Raw genomic sequence first — 17,871 nt, forward strand, 5'->3', positions numbered from 1 at the left:
CCGTACCGCCTTGCGCCGCGGCCGTGCGGGGAGCGATGTCGTGTTCACTCAGGGCTGCAAACATCAAGTCCCCCCGTTCTGTTCCGTATCCTGTGCCCGCTCGTTTCCGGTGTGTTCGTCCGCGAGCTCCGCGAGGAGCAGCGCGAGTACGCTCCGTACACTCTCCATACGAATTTCCGTACGGTCGCCGTTCAACCGCAGGGACGCCACTTTCCCGCCAATATCGGCATCCGTTTTCTCCGTCGAGGGTCCGTCGACGGCGACGAAAACGGTACCGACCGGCTGTCCGTCCTGGCTGTCGGGGCCGGCGACGCCGGTGGTCGCGATCCCCCAGTCCGCGCCGAGTGCCTTGCGGACGCCGGCCGCCATCTGGGCCGCGACCTGCGGATCCACCGCGCCGCGCTCGGCCAGGAGAGTGGCGTCGACCCCGAGCAGTTCGTGCTTGAGCGGGGTGGCGTAGGCGGTCACGGAACCCCGGAAGGCCTTGGACGCCCCGGGAGTCCCGGTGATCTCAGCGGCCACCAGGCCACCAGTGAGCGACTCGGCCACGGCGAGCGTCTCGCCCCTCACCGTGAGTAGTCGCAGCACTTCAGCGGCCTCGGAACTCACCGCTCGGCCTCCCCGGCGGTCGCCCGGCGCGCGGCGATTCCCTGCCTGCGCAGCACAATGGCCTGTCTTACGTAGTCGAGTCCCGTCACCACGGTCAGGGCGACCGCCACGGCCATCACCCAGAACCTCAGGCTCGCCAGCGGCCCCGTCAGTGCCAGCACGTACATCCCGACCGCGGTGCCCTGCGCCAGCGTCTTGATCTTGCCGCCCCGGCTGGCCGGAATGACCCCGTAGCGGATCACCAGGAAACGCAGCAGGGTGATCCCGAGCTCACGCCCGAGGATCACCCCCGTCACCCACCACGGCAGATCGCCGAGCGAGGACAGACAGATCAGCGCCGCGCCCATGATCGCCTTGTCGGCGATGGGGTCGGCGATCTTCCCGAAGTCGGTGACCAGGTTGTAGGTGCGGGCCAGGTGTCCGTCGAAGATGTCGGTGATCATGGCGATGGCGAAGGCGGCCCAGGCCCACGCGCGCCACACGGGGTCGTACCCGCCGTCGGCGAGCAGCAGCAGTACGAAGCCCGGCACGAGTACGAGCCGGAGCATGGTGAGGAGATTCGCGACGTTCCAGAGGCTGGCCTGATCGACGGCCGCAGCGCCCAGCTTTCGCACCGGCTTCGTTCCGTCCGGAGCGCCGGGTGTGCCCGGGGCGCTGGGGGAACTGTCCGCCGCGGATGCCGGGACTCCGGTCATCTGCCCGCCTCCTCGGTCCCCGCGGACGAGCCCGGGAGCGGCTCGGCCACCAGGTCGACACCTTCCGTACCGACCACCTTTGCCTCGACCATACGACCGACGGTCAGGCCCGCGCTGCTCGTGAACAGCACCTGGCCGTCTGTCTCCGGCGCCTGGTGGGCGGCGCGGCCGACCGCGCCCTCCTCGTCGTCGATGGACTCGACCAGGACCTCCAGGCTCTCGCCGACGCGCTCCTCGGCGCGCTGCGCGACCAGTTCCTCGGCGAGGCGTGACACGCGCGCGAGACGCTCGGCGACGACGTCCTCGTCGAGCTTGTTCTGGTAGGTCGCCGCCTCGGTTCCGTCCTCGTCGGAGTACCCGAAGACGCCGATGGCGTCGAGCCGCGCGCCCGTGAGGAAACGCTCCAGCTCGGCCAGGTCGGCCTCGGTCTCCCCGGGGAAGCCCACGATGAAGTTCGACCGCACGCCGGCCTGCGGGGCCTTGCCGCGGATCGTGTCGAGCAGTTCCAGGAAGCGGTCGGTGTCGCCGAAGCGCCGCATCGAGCGCAGCACGTCGGGGGCGGAGTGCTGGAAGGACAGGTCGAAGTAGGGCGCGACGTTCGGCGTCGAGGTCAGGACGTCGATGAGCCCGGGGCGCATCTCGGCGGGCTGGAGGTAGCTGACCCGCACGCGCTCGATGCCGTCGATCTCAGCGAGCTCGGGCAGCAGCGACTCCAGCAGACGGATGTCCCCGAGGTCCTTGCCGTACGAGGTGTTGTTCTCGGAGACCAGCATGACCTCCTTGACGCCCTGCTCGGCGAGCCAGCGGGTCTCGTTCAGCACGTCGCTCGGCCGCCGCGAGATGAAGGAGCCGCGGAAGGACGGGATGGCGCAGAACGAACAGCGCCGGTCACAGCCGGAGGCGAGCTTCACGGAGGCGACCGGGGAACCGTCCAGGCGGCGGCGCAGGGGGGCACGCGGGCCGGACACGGGGGCCACGCCCGCCGGCAGGTCCGAGGGCGCGCCGTGACCGGGCAGGGCCACCTCGTCGCCGGCGGACTGCCGCGCGGCCGGGCTGATCGGCAGCAGCTTGCGGCGGTCGCGCGGGGTGTGCGAGGCGTGGATGCCGCCGTTCAGGATGGTCTGGAGGCGGTCGGAGATGTCGGCGTAGTCGTCGAAGCCGAGTACGCCGTCGGCCTCGGGCAGCGCCTCGGCGAGTTCCTTGCCGTAACGCTCGGCCATGCAGCCCACGGCGACGACGGCCTGGGTTCTGCCGTGCCCCTTGAGATCGTTGGCCTCCAGGAGGGCGTCCACGGAGTCCTTCTTGGCGGCCTCGACGAAACCACAGGTGTTGACGACGGCGACGTCCGCTTGCTCGGCGTCCTCCACGAGGTGCCAGCCGTCCGCCTCCAAACGGCCTGCGAGCTCCTCCGAGTCCACCTCGTTGCGGGCGCAGCCAAGAGTGACGAGTGCGACGGTACGGCGTTCAGGCATGGACTCAAGACTACTTCGTCCCGTCGAGGCCCCATGTCGACGGGGTTGGCCGATCATGGCCAACCCCGTGCGCGCGCTGCCCCTCGGCCCGGTTATCCGACCTCGGGGTCGCCCTTCGTGTAGGTCAGGCGCTCGACCTGGCCCGGCTGGAAGTCGTTCTCGATCTTCTTGCCGTTCACGTACAGCTGGATGGCGCCGGCGTCACCCAGGATGAGGTTGATCTTCGTGCTGTCCTGGAAGGTCTTCGACTGGCCCTTCTTGAGCAGTCCGTCGAAGAGCATCCGGCCGTTGTGGTCCTTGGCGGAGATCCAGCTGCGGCCGTCGGTGGCGCTGACCTGGACGGTGACCTTGTCCTGGGGCGCCGCCGCGATGGCGCTGTCGGTCGGGTCCGGCTTGGGGTCGGTGTGCTTGCTCCTGGTGGGTTTGGCCGTGGTCTTGCCGGCGGTGGGCGTGGACCCCTCGGCGACCTGGGCCGCCGTGCTGTCCCCGTCGTCACCACCCTTGACCATGGTGAATCCGACGAAGCCGATCACCGCGACGATCGCGGCGACCATGGCGGCGGTCCAGTTCGGCCCGCGTCGCTCCGGGCGGATCCGTTCCGCCTCGAAGAGGGGGGCCGCGGGGGTCGGGGCGGGGCGCCCGCCGTGACCGGCGTCGTACTGCGCGAGGAGGGGGGCCGGATCGAGGTGGACGGCGCGCGCCAGGGTCCGGATGTGACCGCGGGCGTAGACGTCACCGCCGCAGGGCGCGAAGTCGTCCTGTTCGATGGCGTGCACGATGGCGATGCGGACCCGGGTGGCGGTGCTGACGTCGTCGACGGTCAGCCCGGCGTCGATGCGCGCCTGCCGCAGGGCGTGACCGATCGAGGGGCGTTCCGCCTCGCGATCGTCTTCGAACGGACGCTCGTCTTCGGGGGAGTTGCCGTCAGGGGAGTTGCCGATGGACACGGGGGCGCCTTTCGAGCGTGTAGCCACCTGTGCTGGAGGTTCAGTCTAGGGGGGGTACGAAAGGGTGGGGCAACCGGGCGGTGGGACTTTGTACGCCATCAGAATGGCCGGTCATCCTGATGCTGGGACATGTACCTGTCCCCTCGCTCAACTTGACGTACGCCGAAGGGAAACGGTTGCTCACGGATGCCTTACGGGTAAGTCACGTTCGAATACCCGCCTGACGCGGATCCACCCCTGGGACGGCCCGTGCGCCCCGCTTCCCTACCCTTCGGTCTCCCCGCGGATCACGGCCAGCACTCCGTCCAGCTCGTCCGCCTTCACGAGAACGTCACGCGCCTTGGAGCCCTCGCTCGGACCGACGATGTTCCGCGACTCCATGAGGTCCATCAGCCGGCCCGCCTTGGCGAAGCCGACGCGCAGCTTGCGCTGGAGCATCGAGGTGGACCCGAACTGGGTGGAGACGACCAGCTCGGCCGCCTGGCACAGCAGGTCGAGGTCGTCGCCGATGTCCTCGTCGATCTCCTTCTTCTGCTTGGTGCCCACGGTGACGTCGTCCCGGAAGACCGGCGCCATCTGGTCCTTGCAGTGCTGCACGATGGCCGCGACCTCGTCCTCGGTGACGAAGGCGCCCTGCATACGGGTCGGCTTGTTCGCCCCCATCGGCAGGAAGAGTCCGTCGCCCTTGCCGATCAGCTTCTCGGCGCCCGGCTGGTCGAGGATGACCCGGCTGTCGGCGAGCGACGAGGTGGCGAAGGCGAGCCGGGACGGCACGTTCGCCTTGATCAGACCCGTGACGACGTCCACGGACGGCCGCTGCGTGGCGAGCACCAGGTGGATGCCGGCCGCGCGCGCGAGCTGCGTGATGCGCACGATCGCGTCCTCGACGTCGCGCGGGGCGACCATCATCAGGTCCGCGAGCTCGTCGACGATCACCAGGAGATACGGGTACGGGCTCAGCTCGCGCTCGCTGCCCTCCGGCAGCTTCACCTTGCCCTTCCTGATCGCCTCGTTGAAGTCGTCGATGTGCCGGTACCCGAACGCCGCGAGGTCGTCGTAGCGCAGGTCCATCTCCCGTACCACCCACTGGAGCGCCTCGGCGGCCCGCTTCGGGTTCGTGATGATCGGCGTGATCAGGTGCGGGATGCCCTCGTACGCGGTCAGCTCGACGCGCTTGGGGTCGACGAGCACCATGCGCACGTCCTCCGGGGTCGCGCGCACCATGACCGAGGTGATCAGGCAGTTGATGCAGGACGACTTGCCGGAGCCGGTCGCGCCGGCCACCAGGACGTGCGGCATCTTCGCCAGGTTGGCCATCACGTAGCCGCCCTCGACATCCTTGCCGAGCGCGACCAGCATCGGGTGGTCGTCCTCGGCCGCGTCCGCGAGGCGCAGCACGTCACCGAGGTTGACCATCTCGCGGTCGGTGTTCGGGATCTCGATGCCGACCGCCGACTTGCCGGGGATCGGGCTGATGATCCGCACGTCCGGGCTGGCGACTGCGTACGCGATGTTCTTGGTGAGCGCCGTGATCCGCTCGACCTTCACGGCGGGGCCGAGCTCGACCTCGTAGCGGGTGACCGTCGGGCCGCGCGTGAAGCCGGTGACGGCGGCGTCGACCTTGAACTCCATGAAGACGTTCGACAGCGAGGCGACCACGGCGTCGTTGGCGGCGCTGCGCGTCTTGCCCGGGCCGCCGCGCTCCAGCAGGTCCAGGGACGGCAGCGCGTAGGTGATGTCCCCGGAGAGCTGGAGCTGCTCCGCGCGGGAGGGCAGTTCACGCGGCGGCTCGGGCGCGGCCTTGGTCAGGTCGGGCACGACGGCGTCGGCCCTGAACGGGTCCTGCTTCGCCGGCTTGGCACTCGCGCCGGGCCGCGCGGCCGCAGCGGTCTTGGCACGCGCGGCCGGGACCGGCGTCGTCTCCTCGTAACCGTCCCGCTCCGGGCTCACGCCCTGCGTGAGGTCGGCCACCAGCGGCGAGGGCGGCATCCCGTGCATGACGGCACCGTCCAGCGCGGCAGCGGCGGCCGCGGCGACGTCGACCGCGTCCATGGGGCGGTCCATGTCGGGCTGCTGCACGGCGGAGCGCCGGGGGCGGCTCCGGCGCTTGGTGAGCGCCTCCTGCTCGACACCGTCAGGGTCGTACGCCTCGGGGGCGCGCGGGCGCCGGGAGCGCGCGGGCAGCGCCTCGCGCCACTGCTCGTCGTAGCGCTCGTCGTCCTCGCCGAAGACGTCCGCGTCCTCGGGGGACGCCAGGATGCCGAGCCTCTCGCCGAGCAGGCGCAGCCGCTGCGGAATCGCGTTGACCGGGGTCGCCGTGACGACCAGCAGCCCGAAGACGGTCAACAGCACCAGCAGCGGTACGGCGAGGACGTCGCCCATCGTGAACGTCAGCGGGGTCGCCGCGCCCCAGCCGATCAGTCCACCGGAGTCCCTTATCGCCTGCATGCCGTCGCTGCGCGCGGGCGCCCCGCACGCGATGTGCACCTGGCCGAGCACGCCGATCACGAGGGCGGACAGCCCGATGACGATGCGGCCGTTGGCCTCGGGCTTCTCCGGGTGCCGGATGAGGCGCGCGGCGACGATGCCGATCAGTATCGGGACGAGCAGGTCGAGCCGGCCGAAGGCGCCGGTCACCAGCATCTCGACGAGCTCGCCGACGGGCCCCTGGAGGTTCGACCACGTGCCGGCCGCGGTGATCAGCATGAGGCCGATCAGCAGCAGCGCGACGCCGTCCTTGCGGTGCGCCGGGTCGAGTCCCTTGGCTCCCGCCCCTATGCCGCGGAACAGCGCTCCGACGGCGTGCGCGACGCCGAGCCAGACGGCGCGTACGAGCCGGTACACGCCCCCGGTCGGACTGGGCGCCGGCCGGGGAGGAGCTTTCCTGACGGCGGCCTTCTTGGCCGGCGCCCGTCTCGGGACGGCTTTTTTGGCGGGGGCCTTCTTCGCCGGAGCCCTCGTCGGAACGACCGCCTTCTTCGCGGGCGGCTTCTTGGCTGCGGGCTGACGTGAGGCCATGGGTGTGAGGTTACCGGTGGAGAAGACAGCGGACACGTGTGCCTACTGCTTCACCCGTTCGTGTCGCCCTTGCCGGGGACCGGAACTGACGCCGGTTCATCGGTTCCGCGCCTCGCGTCACGCCGAGCCGCGCCGGGGAACGGCTCGTTCCCCGGCAGGCAACGCGCGGGTGCCGCGGGTCAGTTCTGCGAGGAAACCGACGGAGCGCCGCTCCCCGTACCGGGCTCCAGGGCGTCCAGGGCCCTGCGCAGGCCCGTGAGTTTGCGTTCGAGATGAGCCGCGGTCGCCACCGCGGCGGCGTCTGCTGCATCGTCGTCGAGCTGCTTGGACAGCGCCTCGGCCTGCTCCTCGACGGCCGCGAGCCGCGCGGACAGCTCGGCGAGCAGTCCGGCCGGCTCCTTGGCGTCACCGAGCGCCGCCTTGCCGCCGCCCTCCAGCTGGAGCCGCAGCAGGGCGGCCTGCTCACGGAGTTGGCAGTTCTTCATGTAGAGCTCGACGAAGACGGAGACCTTCGCGCGCAGCACCCATGGGTCGAACGGCTTGGAGATGTAGTCCACCGCGCCCGCCGCGTACCCGCGGAACGTGTGGTGCGGGCCGTGGTTGATCGCGGTCAGGAAGATGATCGGGATGTCCCGCGTCCGCTCCCGCCGCTTGATGTGGGCGGCGGTCTCGAAACCGTCCATCCCCGGCATCTGCACGTCCAGCAGGATGACCGCGAAATCGTCGGTCAGCAGCGCTTTGAGCGCTTCCTCCCCTGACGATGCCCGCACCAGTGTCTGATCGAGCGCAGAGAGGATGGCCTCCAGCGCCAGCAGATTCTCCGGCCGGTCATCGACCAGGAGGATCTTGGCCTTCTGCACCATGGCCCGCCCTCCTCGCCCCGGCAGTGCGCCGGGCGCCGCCCCAGGGGACGACTCCCTTGCGCCGCCCGTCCTTGTGCCGGTCATCGTAGCCGCACCCCGCTCGTCGCCACACCCTGTCACCGTGATGTCACTGTGCACGTAGCAGAAACGCGGTGGGAGACCAGAAGGTTCCCCGTATCCCCTGTTTCTACACGACTTCGAGCACCGTCGGTCATGCACGTCGGGCACGTTCCACCATGGGCCCGGGCGGGCAGCGGGCTGCGCCGGCGGGCCCGGCGGTGATCCGGATCACCCGTCCCGGTCCCCTCTGCCGCTGACACGGTGTAGCGGTCCGCCCGCGTCACTCCCCCCGCATCCACTGCTCCATGACCGAGAGCAGGTGATCGGGGTCGACCGGCTTCGTCACGTAGTCGGAGGCACCCGACTCGAGGGCCTTCTCCCGGTCGCCCTTCATCGCCTTCGCGGTGAGCGCGATGATCGGCAGGCCCGCGAACTGCGGCATCCGGCGAATCGCCGTGGTCGTCGCGTACCCGTCCATCTCCGGCATCATGATGTCCATCAGGACGACCGTCACGTCGTCGTGCTGCTCCAGCACCTCGATGCCCTCGCGGCCGTTCTCGGCGTACAGCACGGACAGACCGTGCTGCTCCAGGACGCTGGTGAGCGCGAAGACGTTGCGGATGTCGTCGTCGACGATGAGCACCTTCTCGCTGTCGAAGCGGATGCCGGACCTCGGCCGCGGTGTCTCCTGCTGCTGCCCGTCACCCTGCCACCGCTCCCGCTCGGCCGTCGACGGCCCGGTGAGCCCCGGCCGCTGCTCGGCCGCGGGCACCGCCCGGCGCCGCCGCCTGAAGAGCGCGGCGGGACCGTTCTGGGTGTCCTGGTACGACCTCACCTCGGCCGGCGTCTCGACGCCGGACCCGGCCTGCTCCGCCTCGGACGCGAGCAGTTCCCCGGCCCCGAGCGCCGGCGCCAGCTGCCCGTAGCCCTGCGGCGGCAGTTCGCTCGGGTACAGCGGCAAATACAGCGTGAACGTGGAGCCGCGCCCCGGTTCGCTCTGCGCGTGGATCTCCCCGCCGAGCAGCCGCGCGATCTCCCGCGAGATGGACAGTCCCAGACCCGTACCGCCGTACTTGCGACTGGTGGTGCCGTCCGCCTGCTTGAACGCCTCGAAGATCACCCGCATCTTGCTCGCCGCGATCCCGATGCCGGTGTCGGTGACCGAGAAGGCGATCAGATCACCGTCCGCGTCCCGCAGCGAACCGGACTCCAGAAGCTGCTCCCGGATGGCCACCGGCACGTCCGCGCCCGCCGGCCGGATGACCAGTTCCACCGCTCCCGAGTCGGTGAACTTCACCGCGTTGGACAGCAGGTTGCGCAGCACCTGCAGGAGGCGCTGCTCGTCGGTGTGCAGCGTGGCGGGCAGCTCCGGCGAGACCCGCACGGAGAAGTCGAGCCCCTTCTCCGCCGTCAGCGGGCGGAAGGTCGCCTCTACGTAGTCGACGAGCTGCACCAGCGCGATGCGGGTCGGCGAGACGTCCATCTTGCCCGCCTCGACCTTCGACAGATCGAGGATGTCGTTGATCAGCTGGAGCAGGTCGGAACCCGCGCCGTGGATCGTCTCGGCGAACTCGACCTGCTTCGGAGTGAGATTGGAGTCCGCGTTGTCCGCGAGCAACTTGGCCAGGATCAGCAGGGAGTTGAGCGGCGTACGCAGCTCGTGCGACATGTTGGCGAGGAACTCGCTCTTGTAGCGCATGGACACCGCGAGCTGCTCGGCGCGCTCCTCGAGGACCTGCCGCGCCTCCTCGATCTCGGTGTTCTTGACCTCGATGTCGCGGTTCTGCTGGGCCAGCAGCTCGGCCTTCTCCTCCAGTTCGGCGTTGGACTCCTGGAGGGCCTTCTGCCGGTTCTCCAACTCGGCCGACCGCTCACGGAGTTGCTCGGTCAGTTCCTGCGACTGCTTCAGCAGCACCTCCGTCTTCGTGTTGACGGAGATGGTGTTGACGCTCGTCGCGATCATCTCGGCGATCTGGTTCAGGAAGTCCTTCTGGATGTGCGTGAACGGCGTGAACGACGCCAGCTCGATCACCCCGAGGACGGTGCCCTCGAAGAGCACCGGAAGCACGATCACCTGCGCCGGAGGCGCCTCACCGAGCCCGGAGGAGATCTTCAGGTAGCCGCTCGGCGCGTTCTCCACCAGGATCGTGCGCTTCTCCTGGGCCGCCGTCCCGATCAGCGCCTCACCGGGCCGGAACGACGTCGGCATGGAGCCCATCGAGTAGCCGTACGAGCCGAGCATCCGCAGCTCGTACGCCTCCTCGTCCTGGGCGCCCGCGTCCTTGCCGTCCAGCAGCGGCATCGAGAGGAAGAACGCGCCGTGCTGCGCGGAGACGACCGGCGTCAGCTCGCTCATGATCAGCGAGGCCACGTCCTCCAGATCGCGCCGCCCCTGCATCAGGGCCGAGATGCGCGCCAGGTTGCCCTTGAGCCAGTCCTGCTCCTTGTTGGCGATGGTGGTGTCGCGCAGGTTGGCGATCATCTTGTTGATGTAGTCCTGAAGCTCCTGGATCTCGCCCGAGGCGTCCACGTCGATCTTCAGGTTCAGGTCGCCGCGGGTCACCGCGGTCGCCACGCGCGCGATGGCGCGCACCTGCCGGGTCAGGTTCCCGGCCATCTCGTTCACCGACTCGGTGAGGTCGCGCCAGGTGCCGTCGACGTCGCGGACCCGCGCCTGGCCGCCCAGCTGACCCTCGGTGCCCACCTCGCGGGCGACACGGGTGACCTCCTCCGCGAAGGACGACAGCTGGTCGACCATCGTGTTGATGGTGGTCTTGAGCTCCAGGATCTCGCCACGCGCGTCGATGTCGATCTTCTTCGTCAGGTCGCCCTTCGCGATGGCCGTCGTGACCATCGCGATGTTGCGCACCTGACCGGTCAGGTTGGATGCCATCCCGTTCACGGACTCGGTGAGGTCCTTCCACGTGCCGGACACCCCCGGCACGCGCGCCTGCCCGCCGAGGATGCCGTCCGTGCCCACCTCACGGGCCACCCGGGTCACCTGGTCGGCGAACGAACTCAGCGTCTTCACCATGGTGTTCACGGTGTCGGCGAGTTGCGCGACCTCCCCGCTCGCCTCGACCGTGACCTTCTTGGTGAGGTCGCCGTTGGCCACCGCCGTAGCGACCTGCGAGATGTTCCGCACCTGATTGGTCAGGTTGTTGGCCATCACGTTGACGTTGTCGCTGAGGTCCTTCCAGATGCCCGTGACACCCGGCACGCGCGCCTGCCCGCCCAGGTTGCCCTCGGTGCCCACCTCACGGGCCACCCGCGTCACCTGCTCGGCGAAGTTGGAGAGCTGGTCGACCATCGTGTTGACCGTGGTGACCAGTTCGAGGATCTCGCCCTTCGCGTCGACGGTGATCTTCTTCGACAGGTCGCCCTTGGCGACGGCGGTCGTGACCTCGGCGATGTTCCGCACCTGGATGGTCAGGTTGTTCGCCATGAAGTTGACGGACTGCGTGAGGTCCTTCCAGGTGCCGGAGACACCCTGCACCTCGGCCTGCCCGCCGAGGATGCCCTCCGTACCCACCTCGCGCGCCACGCGCGTGACCTGCTCGGCGAAGTTCGAGAGCTGGTCGACCATCGTGTTGAGGGTGTTCTTCAGCTCCAGGATCTCCCCGCGCGCGTCCACGTCGATCTTCTGCGACAGGTCACCCCGGGCCACCGCCGTCGCGACCTGCGCGATGTTGCGCACCTGGGCGGTGAGGTTGCCCGCCATGCCGTTCACGGAGTCGGTCAGGTCACGCCACACACCGGCGACACCGGGCACCTGCGCCTGACCGCCGAGGCGGCCCTCCGTACCCACCTCGCGGGCGACCCGCGTCACCTGGTCCGCGAACGCGGAGAGCTGGTCGACCATCGTGTTGATGGTGTTCTTCAGCTCCAGGATCTCCCCGCGCGCGTCCACGTCGATCTTCTGCGACAGGTCACCCCGGGCCACCGCCGTCGTCACCTGGGCGATCTGCCGCACCTGGGACGTGAGGTTGCCCGCCATGAAGTTGACGGAGTCCGTCAGCTCCTTCCACGTACCGGACACGCCGTCCACGCGGGCCTGACCGCCGAGGCGGCCCTCCGTCCCCACGTCCCGGGCCATCCGCGTCACCTGGTCCGCGAAGCTCGACAGCTGGTCCACCATCGTGTTGACGGTGTTCTTCAGCTGGAGCATCTCGCCGGACACGTCGACGGTGACCTTCTGCGACAGGTCGCCGTTCGCCACCGCCGTCGTCACCTGGGCGATGTTGCGCACCTGACCGGTGAGGTTGCGGAAAGCCGTGTTGACGGAGTCCGTGAGGTCCTTCCACGTGCCGGCCGCGCCCGGCACCTGCGCCTGACCGCCCAGCTCACCCTCGACACCGATCTCGCGCGCCACGCGAGTGACCTCGGCACCGAACGACGACAGCTGGTCGACCATCGTGTTGACGGTGTTCTTCAACTCCAGCATCTCGCCGGCCACGTCGACGGTGACCTTCTGCGACAGGTCGCCGTTGGCCACCGCCGTCGTCACCGCGGCGATGTCCCGCACCTGAGTGGTCAGGTTCCGGAAGACCGTGTTCACCGAGTCGGTGAGGTCCTTCCAGGTGCCCGCCGCACCCGGCACGTTCGCCTGGCCGCCGAGCCGGCCCTCGCCGCCGACCTCGTTCGCCACCCGCGTGACCTCGTCGGCGAACGTGCGCAGCGTCTCGGTCATCTGGTTGATCGTCTCGGCGAGCTGCGCGACCTCGCCGCGCGCCGACACCGTCACCTTCTGCGACAGGTCACCGCTGGCGACCGCCGTCGTCACCTGCGCGATCCCGCGCACCTGGGCCGTGAGGTTCCCGGCCATCAGGTTCACCGAATCGGTGAGGTCCTTCCACACTCCCGCCACGCCCGGCACCTGGGCCTGGCCGCCGAGCTCACCCTCCGTGCCCACCTCCCGGGCGACCCGCGTCACCTCGGACGAGAAGGACGACAGCTGGTCCACCATCGTGTTGACGGTGTTCTTCAGCTCCAGCATCTCGCCGGCCACATGAACCGTGACCTTCCGGGACAGATCACCCTTGGCGACCGCCGTCGTCACCAGAGCGATGTCCCGCACCTGAGCCGTCAGCCGGTACGCCATCGTGTTGACCGAGTCCGTGAGGTCCTTCCACGAACCGGACATCCCGCGCACCCGCGCCTGCCCGCCCAGCTTGCCCTCCGTGCCCACCTCACTGGCCACCCGCGTGACCTCGTCGGTGAACGTCGACAGCTGGTCGACCAGGTTGTTGACCGTCCGCCCGACCTTGAGGAACTCGCCGCGCAGCGGATGGCCGTTGCCGTCCGGGGCCTGCGCCCGAAGCTCCATACGCGGCGACAGATCGCCCTCGGCCACCGCGGACAGCACCCGGCCGACCTCGGACACGGGCCGTACGAGATCGTCGACGAGCGCGTTGGACGCGTCGATCGCGGCCGCCCAGGAACCCTCGCAAGCCCCCGTCTCCAGCCGCTCGGTGAGCTTGCCCTCACGTCCGACCATGCGCCGCACCCGCGACAGCTCACCGGTGAGCTGGAGGTTCCGGTCGGCCACCTCGTTGAAGACCGCCGCGATCTCGGACATCACGCCGTCGCCGGAGACCGTCAGCCGCTTGCGGAAGTTGCCGTCCCGCATCGAGACCAGGGCGGCCAGCAGCCGGTTCAGCGCGGCCGTGTCCACCGCTGTCGTACCACCGCGCGGTGTACGCCCGCCGCTCGGGGACTGTCCGCCCTTCGCGCGCGTCCTCGTGCCCCGCGTCGCTGCGCCAGACTCCACTGTGTCCCTCCCGCAGGGGTCGACCATTACTGCTCTGCGTGCTCAGGTACTTCCGTCGGCGTACCGGGCGTACCTATGCCCGGCATGCTCGGAAGGCTTTCTGCCTGCCCGGACCTTCCCAGGGAGCCTGCCCAGTGTTTCACCCCGACCGAACCAGGCCATAACAGTTCGGCAGCTTCGCACATCGTCCGCACACCCTCCGGACGGAAACACCGGCGACCGGCATCCGCACGGACCGCGAAGGTAAGTAACCTTGCATGCGGCTGTCCAGCCACGCCGGTTCCGTCCGGACTGGGCGGTGGCACGAGCACGAGCGGGCAGGCATCGGAGGGGCGCCGCACCATGACCACCGGACTGCATCCCGGGGAAGCACCCCGGGATCCCCGGCCGACGGGGGACCAGCCCCTGCCCCGGCAGGAGCGGGTAGACCACGGAGCCCTGCACGCCGACAACCGGACAAGGAGTTCTGTGATCACCGCGCGCGCGGCCGCCACCTTCGAGCCCCTGGGGCGATCGGTCGCGACCGCCCGCGGTTTCGTTCGTGACACCCTCCAGGGCTGGGGCTTCGCCGACATCGTCGACGACGCCGTGGTCCTCACCAGCGAACTGGTCACCAACGCCGTGGTGCACGCCGGCACGTCCGCCGACGTCCTGTGTCTGCGCAGCGACGACGGCGTACGCGTCGAGGTGGCCGACCGCTACCCGGAACGCGAGATCCCTCTCCAGGGGACCTCCGCGGGCATGGGCAGCCCCGACCGGGAGGGCGGCCGCGGCCTCCAGCTCTGCGGGGCCCTGGCCGACCGCTGGGGCGTCGAGTACACGCCCACCCGGAAGCGGGTCTGGTTCCAGCTCGACCTGCCCGAGCGCGCGGTGGGTACCCGCACCGCCGGCCCCGCCCTCCCCGCCGCGCTGCTCCCCCTCGCCGACGGCCGGGTACGCGTCGCCGTCGTCCAGATCGACCGCACCGGCGCCATCACCGCCTGGAACGAGGACGCCGAGGATCTCTTCGGATACACGGCGGAGCAGGTCACCGGCAAGCCGCTCACGGACCTCGCCGCCTGGCCGCACACCCCCGGCACCAGCACTGGCATCGTCGAGGCCCTCCAGCTCTCGCGCTGGGAGGGCAGCTACGGTCTCCGCGGCGCCGACGGCCGCGTGATCGCCGTGTACGCGTCCCACCTGCGCGTCCGCGACACGGGCGGCGAGCCCTCGACGGTCTGCCTCCTGGTGCGCAATCACGAACGCGCCGTCCTGCAGACCCCGCTGCGCGGCGCCTCCGCCGACTCCGGCACGATGAGCGAGGGCCAGACCACCGACCCGTTCGAGGTCTTCATCGGCTCTCCGGCCCCGGACGACCTGGACGGCCTCCTCCAGCGCACGGTGGAGCGCGCCCGCGACATGCTCGACGCCGACTCCGCCTTCCTGCTCCTCGCCACCGACGACGAGACGGAGCTGGAGGTACGGGCCTCGACTGGCCTGCCCTCCGCCCGTCAGCGCTTCGCCCGGGTCCCCGTAGAGGCGGGCCCCGGCCGCTACGGCTCGGCCCGCATGCCGGCCGTCCACGACGACCTCGCGGCCGTCCCCGGTGCGGTCCCCCTGCTGAACGGCACCGGAATGCGCTCGGTCGTCACCGTCCCCCTGAAGGTCGAGGGCCGCCTCACCGGCTCCCTCGGCGTCGCCGCCGAGGCGCCCGGCAGGTACTCGAACGAGGAGGCGCTGCGCCTCCAGTTCGCCGCCGACCGCATCGCGCTGGCCGTCGAGTCCGCCCGCCTCGGCGAGCTGGAACGCCTGCGCCGCGGCTCCCTGTCCTTCCTCGTCGAGGCCTCCGACCTCCTCGCCGGCACCCTGGACCGCGACCAGACGCTGGCCCTGATGGCCCAGATGACGGTCCCGACGCTGGCCACCTGGTGCGCCGTCTACACGATCGCTGACCAGTCCTCGGACCCGTATCTCTCGTACGTTCTGCACGAGGACGAGGAGCGCATCGACGGCCTCAAGGCCCTGCTGTCGAAGATCTCCCCGCCCGATCCGGTCCCCACTCCCGGCGCCCGCGTCTGGTCGGCTCCCGCCGCGGCGGCCCACCAGACGGCGCTGCGCACCTCGATGCGCAGTCTCGGACTGGGCGAGTCCCCGTCGTCGGGCTCCGGCATCGGCACGACCCTCGCCACCGCCGCGGCGGTCGGCGGCGAGACCGTCGTCCTCCCGCTGGTGGCCCGCAACCGTGTCATCGGCATGCTCACGCTCGGCAAGCCGTCGGACGAGCACTTCCGCCAGGAGATCCTGGAGCTGGCGGAGGACCTGAGCCGCCGGGCCGCGCTCGCCCTGGACAACGCCCGCCTGTACTCGGAGCGCACGGCCATCAGCCAGTCCCTCCAGCGCAGCCTGCTGCCGCCCGAACTCCCCGTGATCGACGGCGTGGAGGTGGAGGTCATCTACCGCGCGGCCGGCGAGGGCAACGAGGTGGGCGGCGACTTCTACGACGTCTTCCCGATCCGCGACGGTGCCTACGGCTTCGCCATCGGCGACGTCTGCGGTACGGGCCCGGAGGCGGCGGCGGTCACGGGCCTGGCCCGGCACGCGCTGCGGCTCCTCGCCCGCGAGGGCTTCGGCGGCCCGGCCGTCCTGGAGCGCCTGAACTCCGCGATTCTCGACGAGGGCGCCCGCAGCCGCTTCCTGACGCTCCTGTACGGGGAGTTGTGGCCCCAGGAGGACGGCTCGGCCATCCTCAAGGTGGTCTGCGCGGGCCATCCGCTGCCGCTCCGCCTGCGCCAGGACGGCACGGTCGAACCAGCCGCGGAACCGCAGCCGCTGCTCGGCGTCATGGACGACCTGGAGCTGTACGAGGAGACGGTGACGCTGGATCCCGGCGATGTGCTCCTCTGCGTGACGGACGGGGTCACCGAACGCCGTGAGGGCACCCGCATGCTCGGCGACGACGGTCTGGCCGAGGTCCTCACCACCTGCACGGGGCTGACGGCCGGTGCGGTGGCGGCGCGCATCATGCGTGCCGTGGAGCGTTTCGCCTCGGACGCCCCGTCGGACGACATGGCGATTCTCGCGATGCGCGTCCCGGGCCTGCAGAGGGACTGACCGGCAAACCGTCTGAAAAACCCGGAAGTCCGAGTCGTCGGCAGCCCTGGATACGAGAAAAGGCCCCCGCCCGGATGGGCGGGGGCCTTTTCGTGTGGAGCCCCCAAACGGAATCGAACCGTTGACCTTCTCCTTACCATGGAGACGCTCTGCCGACTGAGCTATGGGGGCCGGTCGCCTTTTCGAGGTTTCCCTCGCGGCAACGGAATAGATCATACCCCGAACAGAACCGTGGACCCAACCAGTCCGCGGTGATCAGAAGGCGGGTTGCAGCAGTCCCCCGAGCGCATTGCACGCGGAGACCAGCCGCTGCATCTCGCGTTTGGTCAGCGACGCGTTCACGGGCAGGGCGAGCGTCTCGTCCGCGGCGCGCTCGGTCTCCGGGAGACAGACGTCGCGGCGGAATCCGGGCATGCGGTGCACCGGCGTCTTCACCGGCACCCGGCAGTCGACGCCCTTGGCCCGCACCGCACGAGCGAAGGCGTCCCGGTCGGGCCGCCCGTTGCCGGGCACGCGCACCACGTACTGCTGGTAGGTGTGCCCGTCCGCGCCGTCCGGTGTCCGTACTCCGCTGAGCCGCGCGTCGAGGTAGGCGGCCCGCGCCCTGCGCTGCGCTGTCTCGTCGTACGGTGCGTCGGACTCGCCCTGCTCCAGCACCAGGAGGCCGTGTCGCTGTCCGATCTCGTGCAGGAGGGCGATGCCGGCCGGCCGCCCGAAGCGGTGCACGACGACCACGGCAGCGGTCCGCGGGGTCACCACGTCCTCGACCGCGAGGGCGTCCAGGCAGTACGTCGCCGGATCTATGTCGGCGAACACCGGTATCGCCCCGGCGAGGGTCACGGCCTCGGCGACCTCGACGTTCCCGAAGGCCGGCACGATGACCTCGTCGCCGGCTCCGACACCCGCGGCCCTGAGCATTGCAGCAGTACCCATGCCCCGGATGGTGGTCGCGCAACGTGAACTGCGAGTGACGCACAACAAAAAAGAGCTGGTCCCCGAACCGAAGTTCGGGGACCAGCTCTGTCAAAATTTGTTCGGCGGCGTCCTACTCTCCCACAGGGTCCCCCCTGCAGTACCATCGGCGCTGTAAGGCTTAGCTTCCGGGTTCGGAATGTAACCGGGCGTTTCCCTCACGCTATGACCACCGAAACACTATGAAACTGTCAACCGCACCATACCCAGTGGCCCCGGGTATGGGGTTGTTCGTGGTTTCAGAACCAACACAGTGGACGCGAGCAACTGAGGACAAGCCCTCGGCCTATTAGTACCAGTCACCTCCACACCTTGCGGTGCTTCCAGATCTGGCCTATCAACCCAGTCGTCTACTGGGAGCCTTAACCCCTCAAA

Annotated in this window: 9 protein-coding genes, 1 tRNA gene and 2 rRNA genes; 1 reads left to right on the plus strand and 11 read right to left on the minus strand. The window is 69.8% G+C overall.

What is annotated here, in order from left to right:
- Positions 1-63: 63 nt before the first annotated feature.
- The 7 genes from AC0ZLC_RS02650 to AC0ZLC_RS02680 form a co-directional block, all read right to left on the minus strand.
- The gene (locus AC0ZLC_RS02650) at positions 64-609 is read right to left on the minus strand and encodes a CinA family protein (protein WP_476750187.1); all 546 of its coding nucleotides are present in this window, start codon (positions 607-609) and stop codon (positions 64-66) included.
- Positions 606-1,304 carry a CDP-diacylglycerol--glycerol-3-phosphate 3-phosphatidyltransferase gene (gene pgsA, locus AC0ZLC_RS02655; RefSeq protein WP_476750188.1) on the minus strand — a complete coding sequence of 233 codons (699 nt, stop codon included), beginning with the start codon at positions 1,302-1,304 and terminating at the stop codon, positions 606-608. Before pgsA ends, AC0ZLC_RS02650 begins: the two co-directional genes overlap by 4 nt.
- Positions 1,301-2,776 (minus strand): 30S ribosomal protein S12 methylthiotransferase RimO, encoded by a 1,476-nt coding sequence (gene rimO, locus AC0ZLC_RS02660; RefSeq protein WP_476750189.1) that lies wholly within the window; start codon positions 2,774-2,776, stop codon positions 1,301-1,303. Before rimO ends, pgsA begins: the two co-directional genes overlap by 4 nt.
- Before the next feature lie 92 nt (positions 2,777-2,868).
- On the minus strand, positions 2,869-3,723 hold the full coding sequence (locus AC0ZLC_RS02665; RefSeq protein ID WP_476750190.1) for a helix-turn-helix domain-containing protein: 855 nt from the start codon (positions 3,721-3,723) through the stop codon (positions 2,869-2,871).
- A gap of 264 nt (positions 3,724-3,987) precedes the next feature.
- Complete coding sequence (locus AC0ZLC_RS02670) at positions 3,988-6,741, minus strand: DNA translocase FtsK (protein WP_476750191.1); 2,754 nt, start codon at positions 6,739-6,741, stop codon at positions 3,988-3,990.
- 179 nt (positions 6,742-6,920) lie between these two features.
- Positions 6,921-7,604 carry a response regulator gene (locus tag AC0ZLC_RS02675; protein WP_476750192.1) on the minus strand — a complete coding sequence of 228 codons (684 nt, stop codon included), beginning with the start codon at positions 7,602-7,604 and terminating at the stop codon, positions 6,921-6,923.
- A 340-nt stretch (positions 7,605-7,944) separates the two neighbouring features.
- Positions 7,945-13,434 (minus strand): HAMP domain-containing protein, encoded by a 5,490-nt coding sequence (locus tag AC0ZLC_RS02680; RefSeq protein WP_476750193.1) that lies wholly within the window; start codon positions 13,432-13,434, stop codon positions 7,945-7,947.
- Between the two features lie 342 nt (positions 13,435-13,776).
- Here AC0ZLC_RS02680 and AC0ZLC_RS02685 point away from each other — a divergent pair, with 342 nt between their 5' ends.
- Complete coding sequence (locus AC0ZLC_RS02685) at positions 13,777-16,524, plus strand: SpoIIE family protein phosphatase (protein ID WP_476750194.1); 2,748 nt, start codon at positions 13,777-13,779, stop codon at positions 16,522-16,524.
- A gap of 95 nt (positions 16,525-16,619) precedes the next feature.
- Here the strand turns inward: AC0ZLC_RS02685 and AC0ZLC_RS02690 are convergent.
- The 4 genes from AC0ZLC_RS02690 to AC0ZLC_RS02705 form a co-directional block, all read right to left on the minus strand.
- Positions 16,620-16,695, minus strand: a tRNA-Thr gene (locus tag AC0ZLC_RS02690).
- An 84-nt stretch (positions 16,696-16,779) separates the two neighbouring features.
- Positions 16,780-17,442, minus strand: a complete 663-nt coding sequence (locus AC0ZLC_RS02695) for a DegT/DnrJ/EryC1/StrS family aminotransferase (RefSeq protein ID WP_476750229.1) — start codon at positions 17,440-17,442, stop codon at positions 16,780-16,782.
- Between the two features lie 114 nt (positions 17,443-17,556).
- Positions 17,557-17,673 (minus strand): 5S ribosomal RNA (rrf, locus tag AC0ZLC_RS02700).
- Between the two features lie 92 nt (positions 17,674-17,765).
- Positions 17,766-17,871 (minus strand): 23S ribosomal RNA (locus AC0ZLC_RS02705); the annotation flags it as partial.

The sequence above is a fragment of the Streptomyces sp. GLSS-08 genome, from assembly GCF_056387915.1.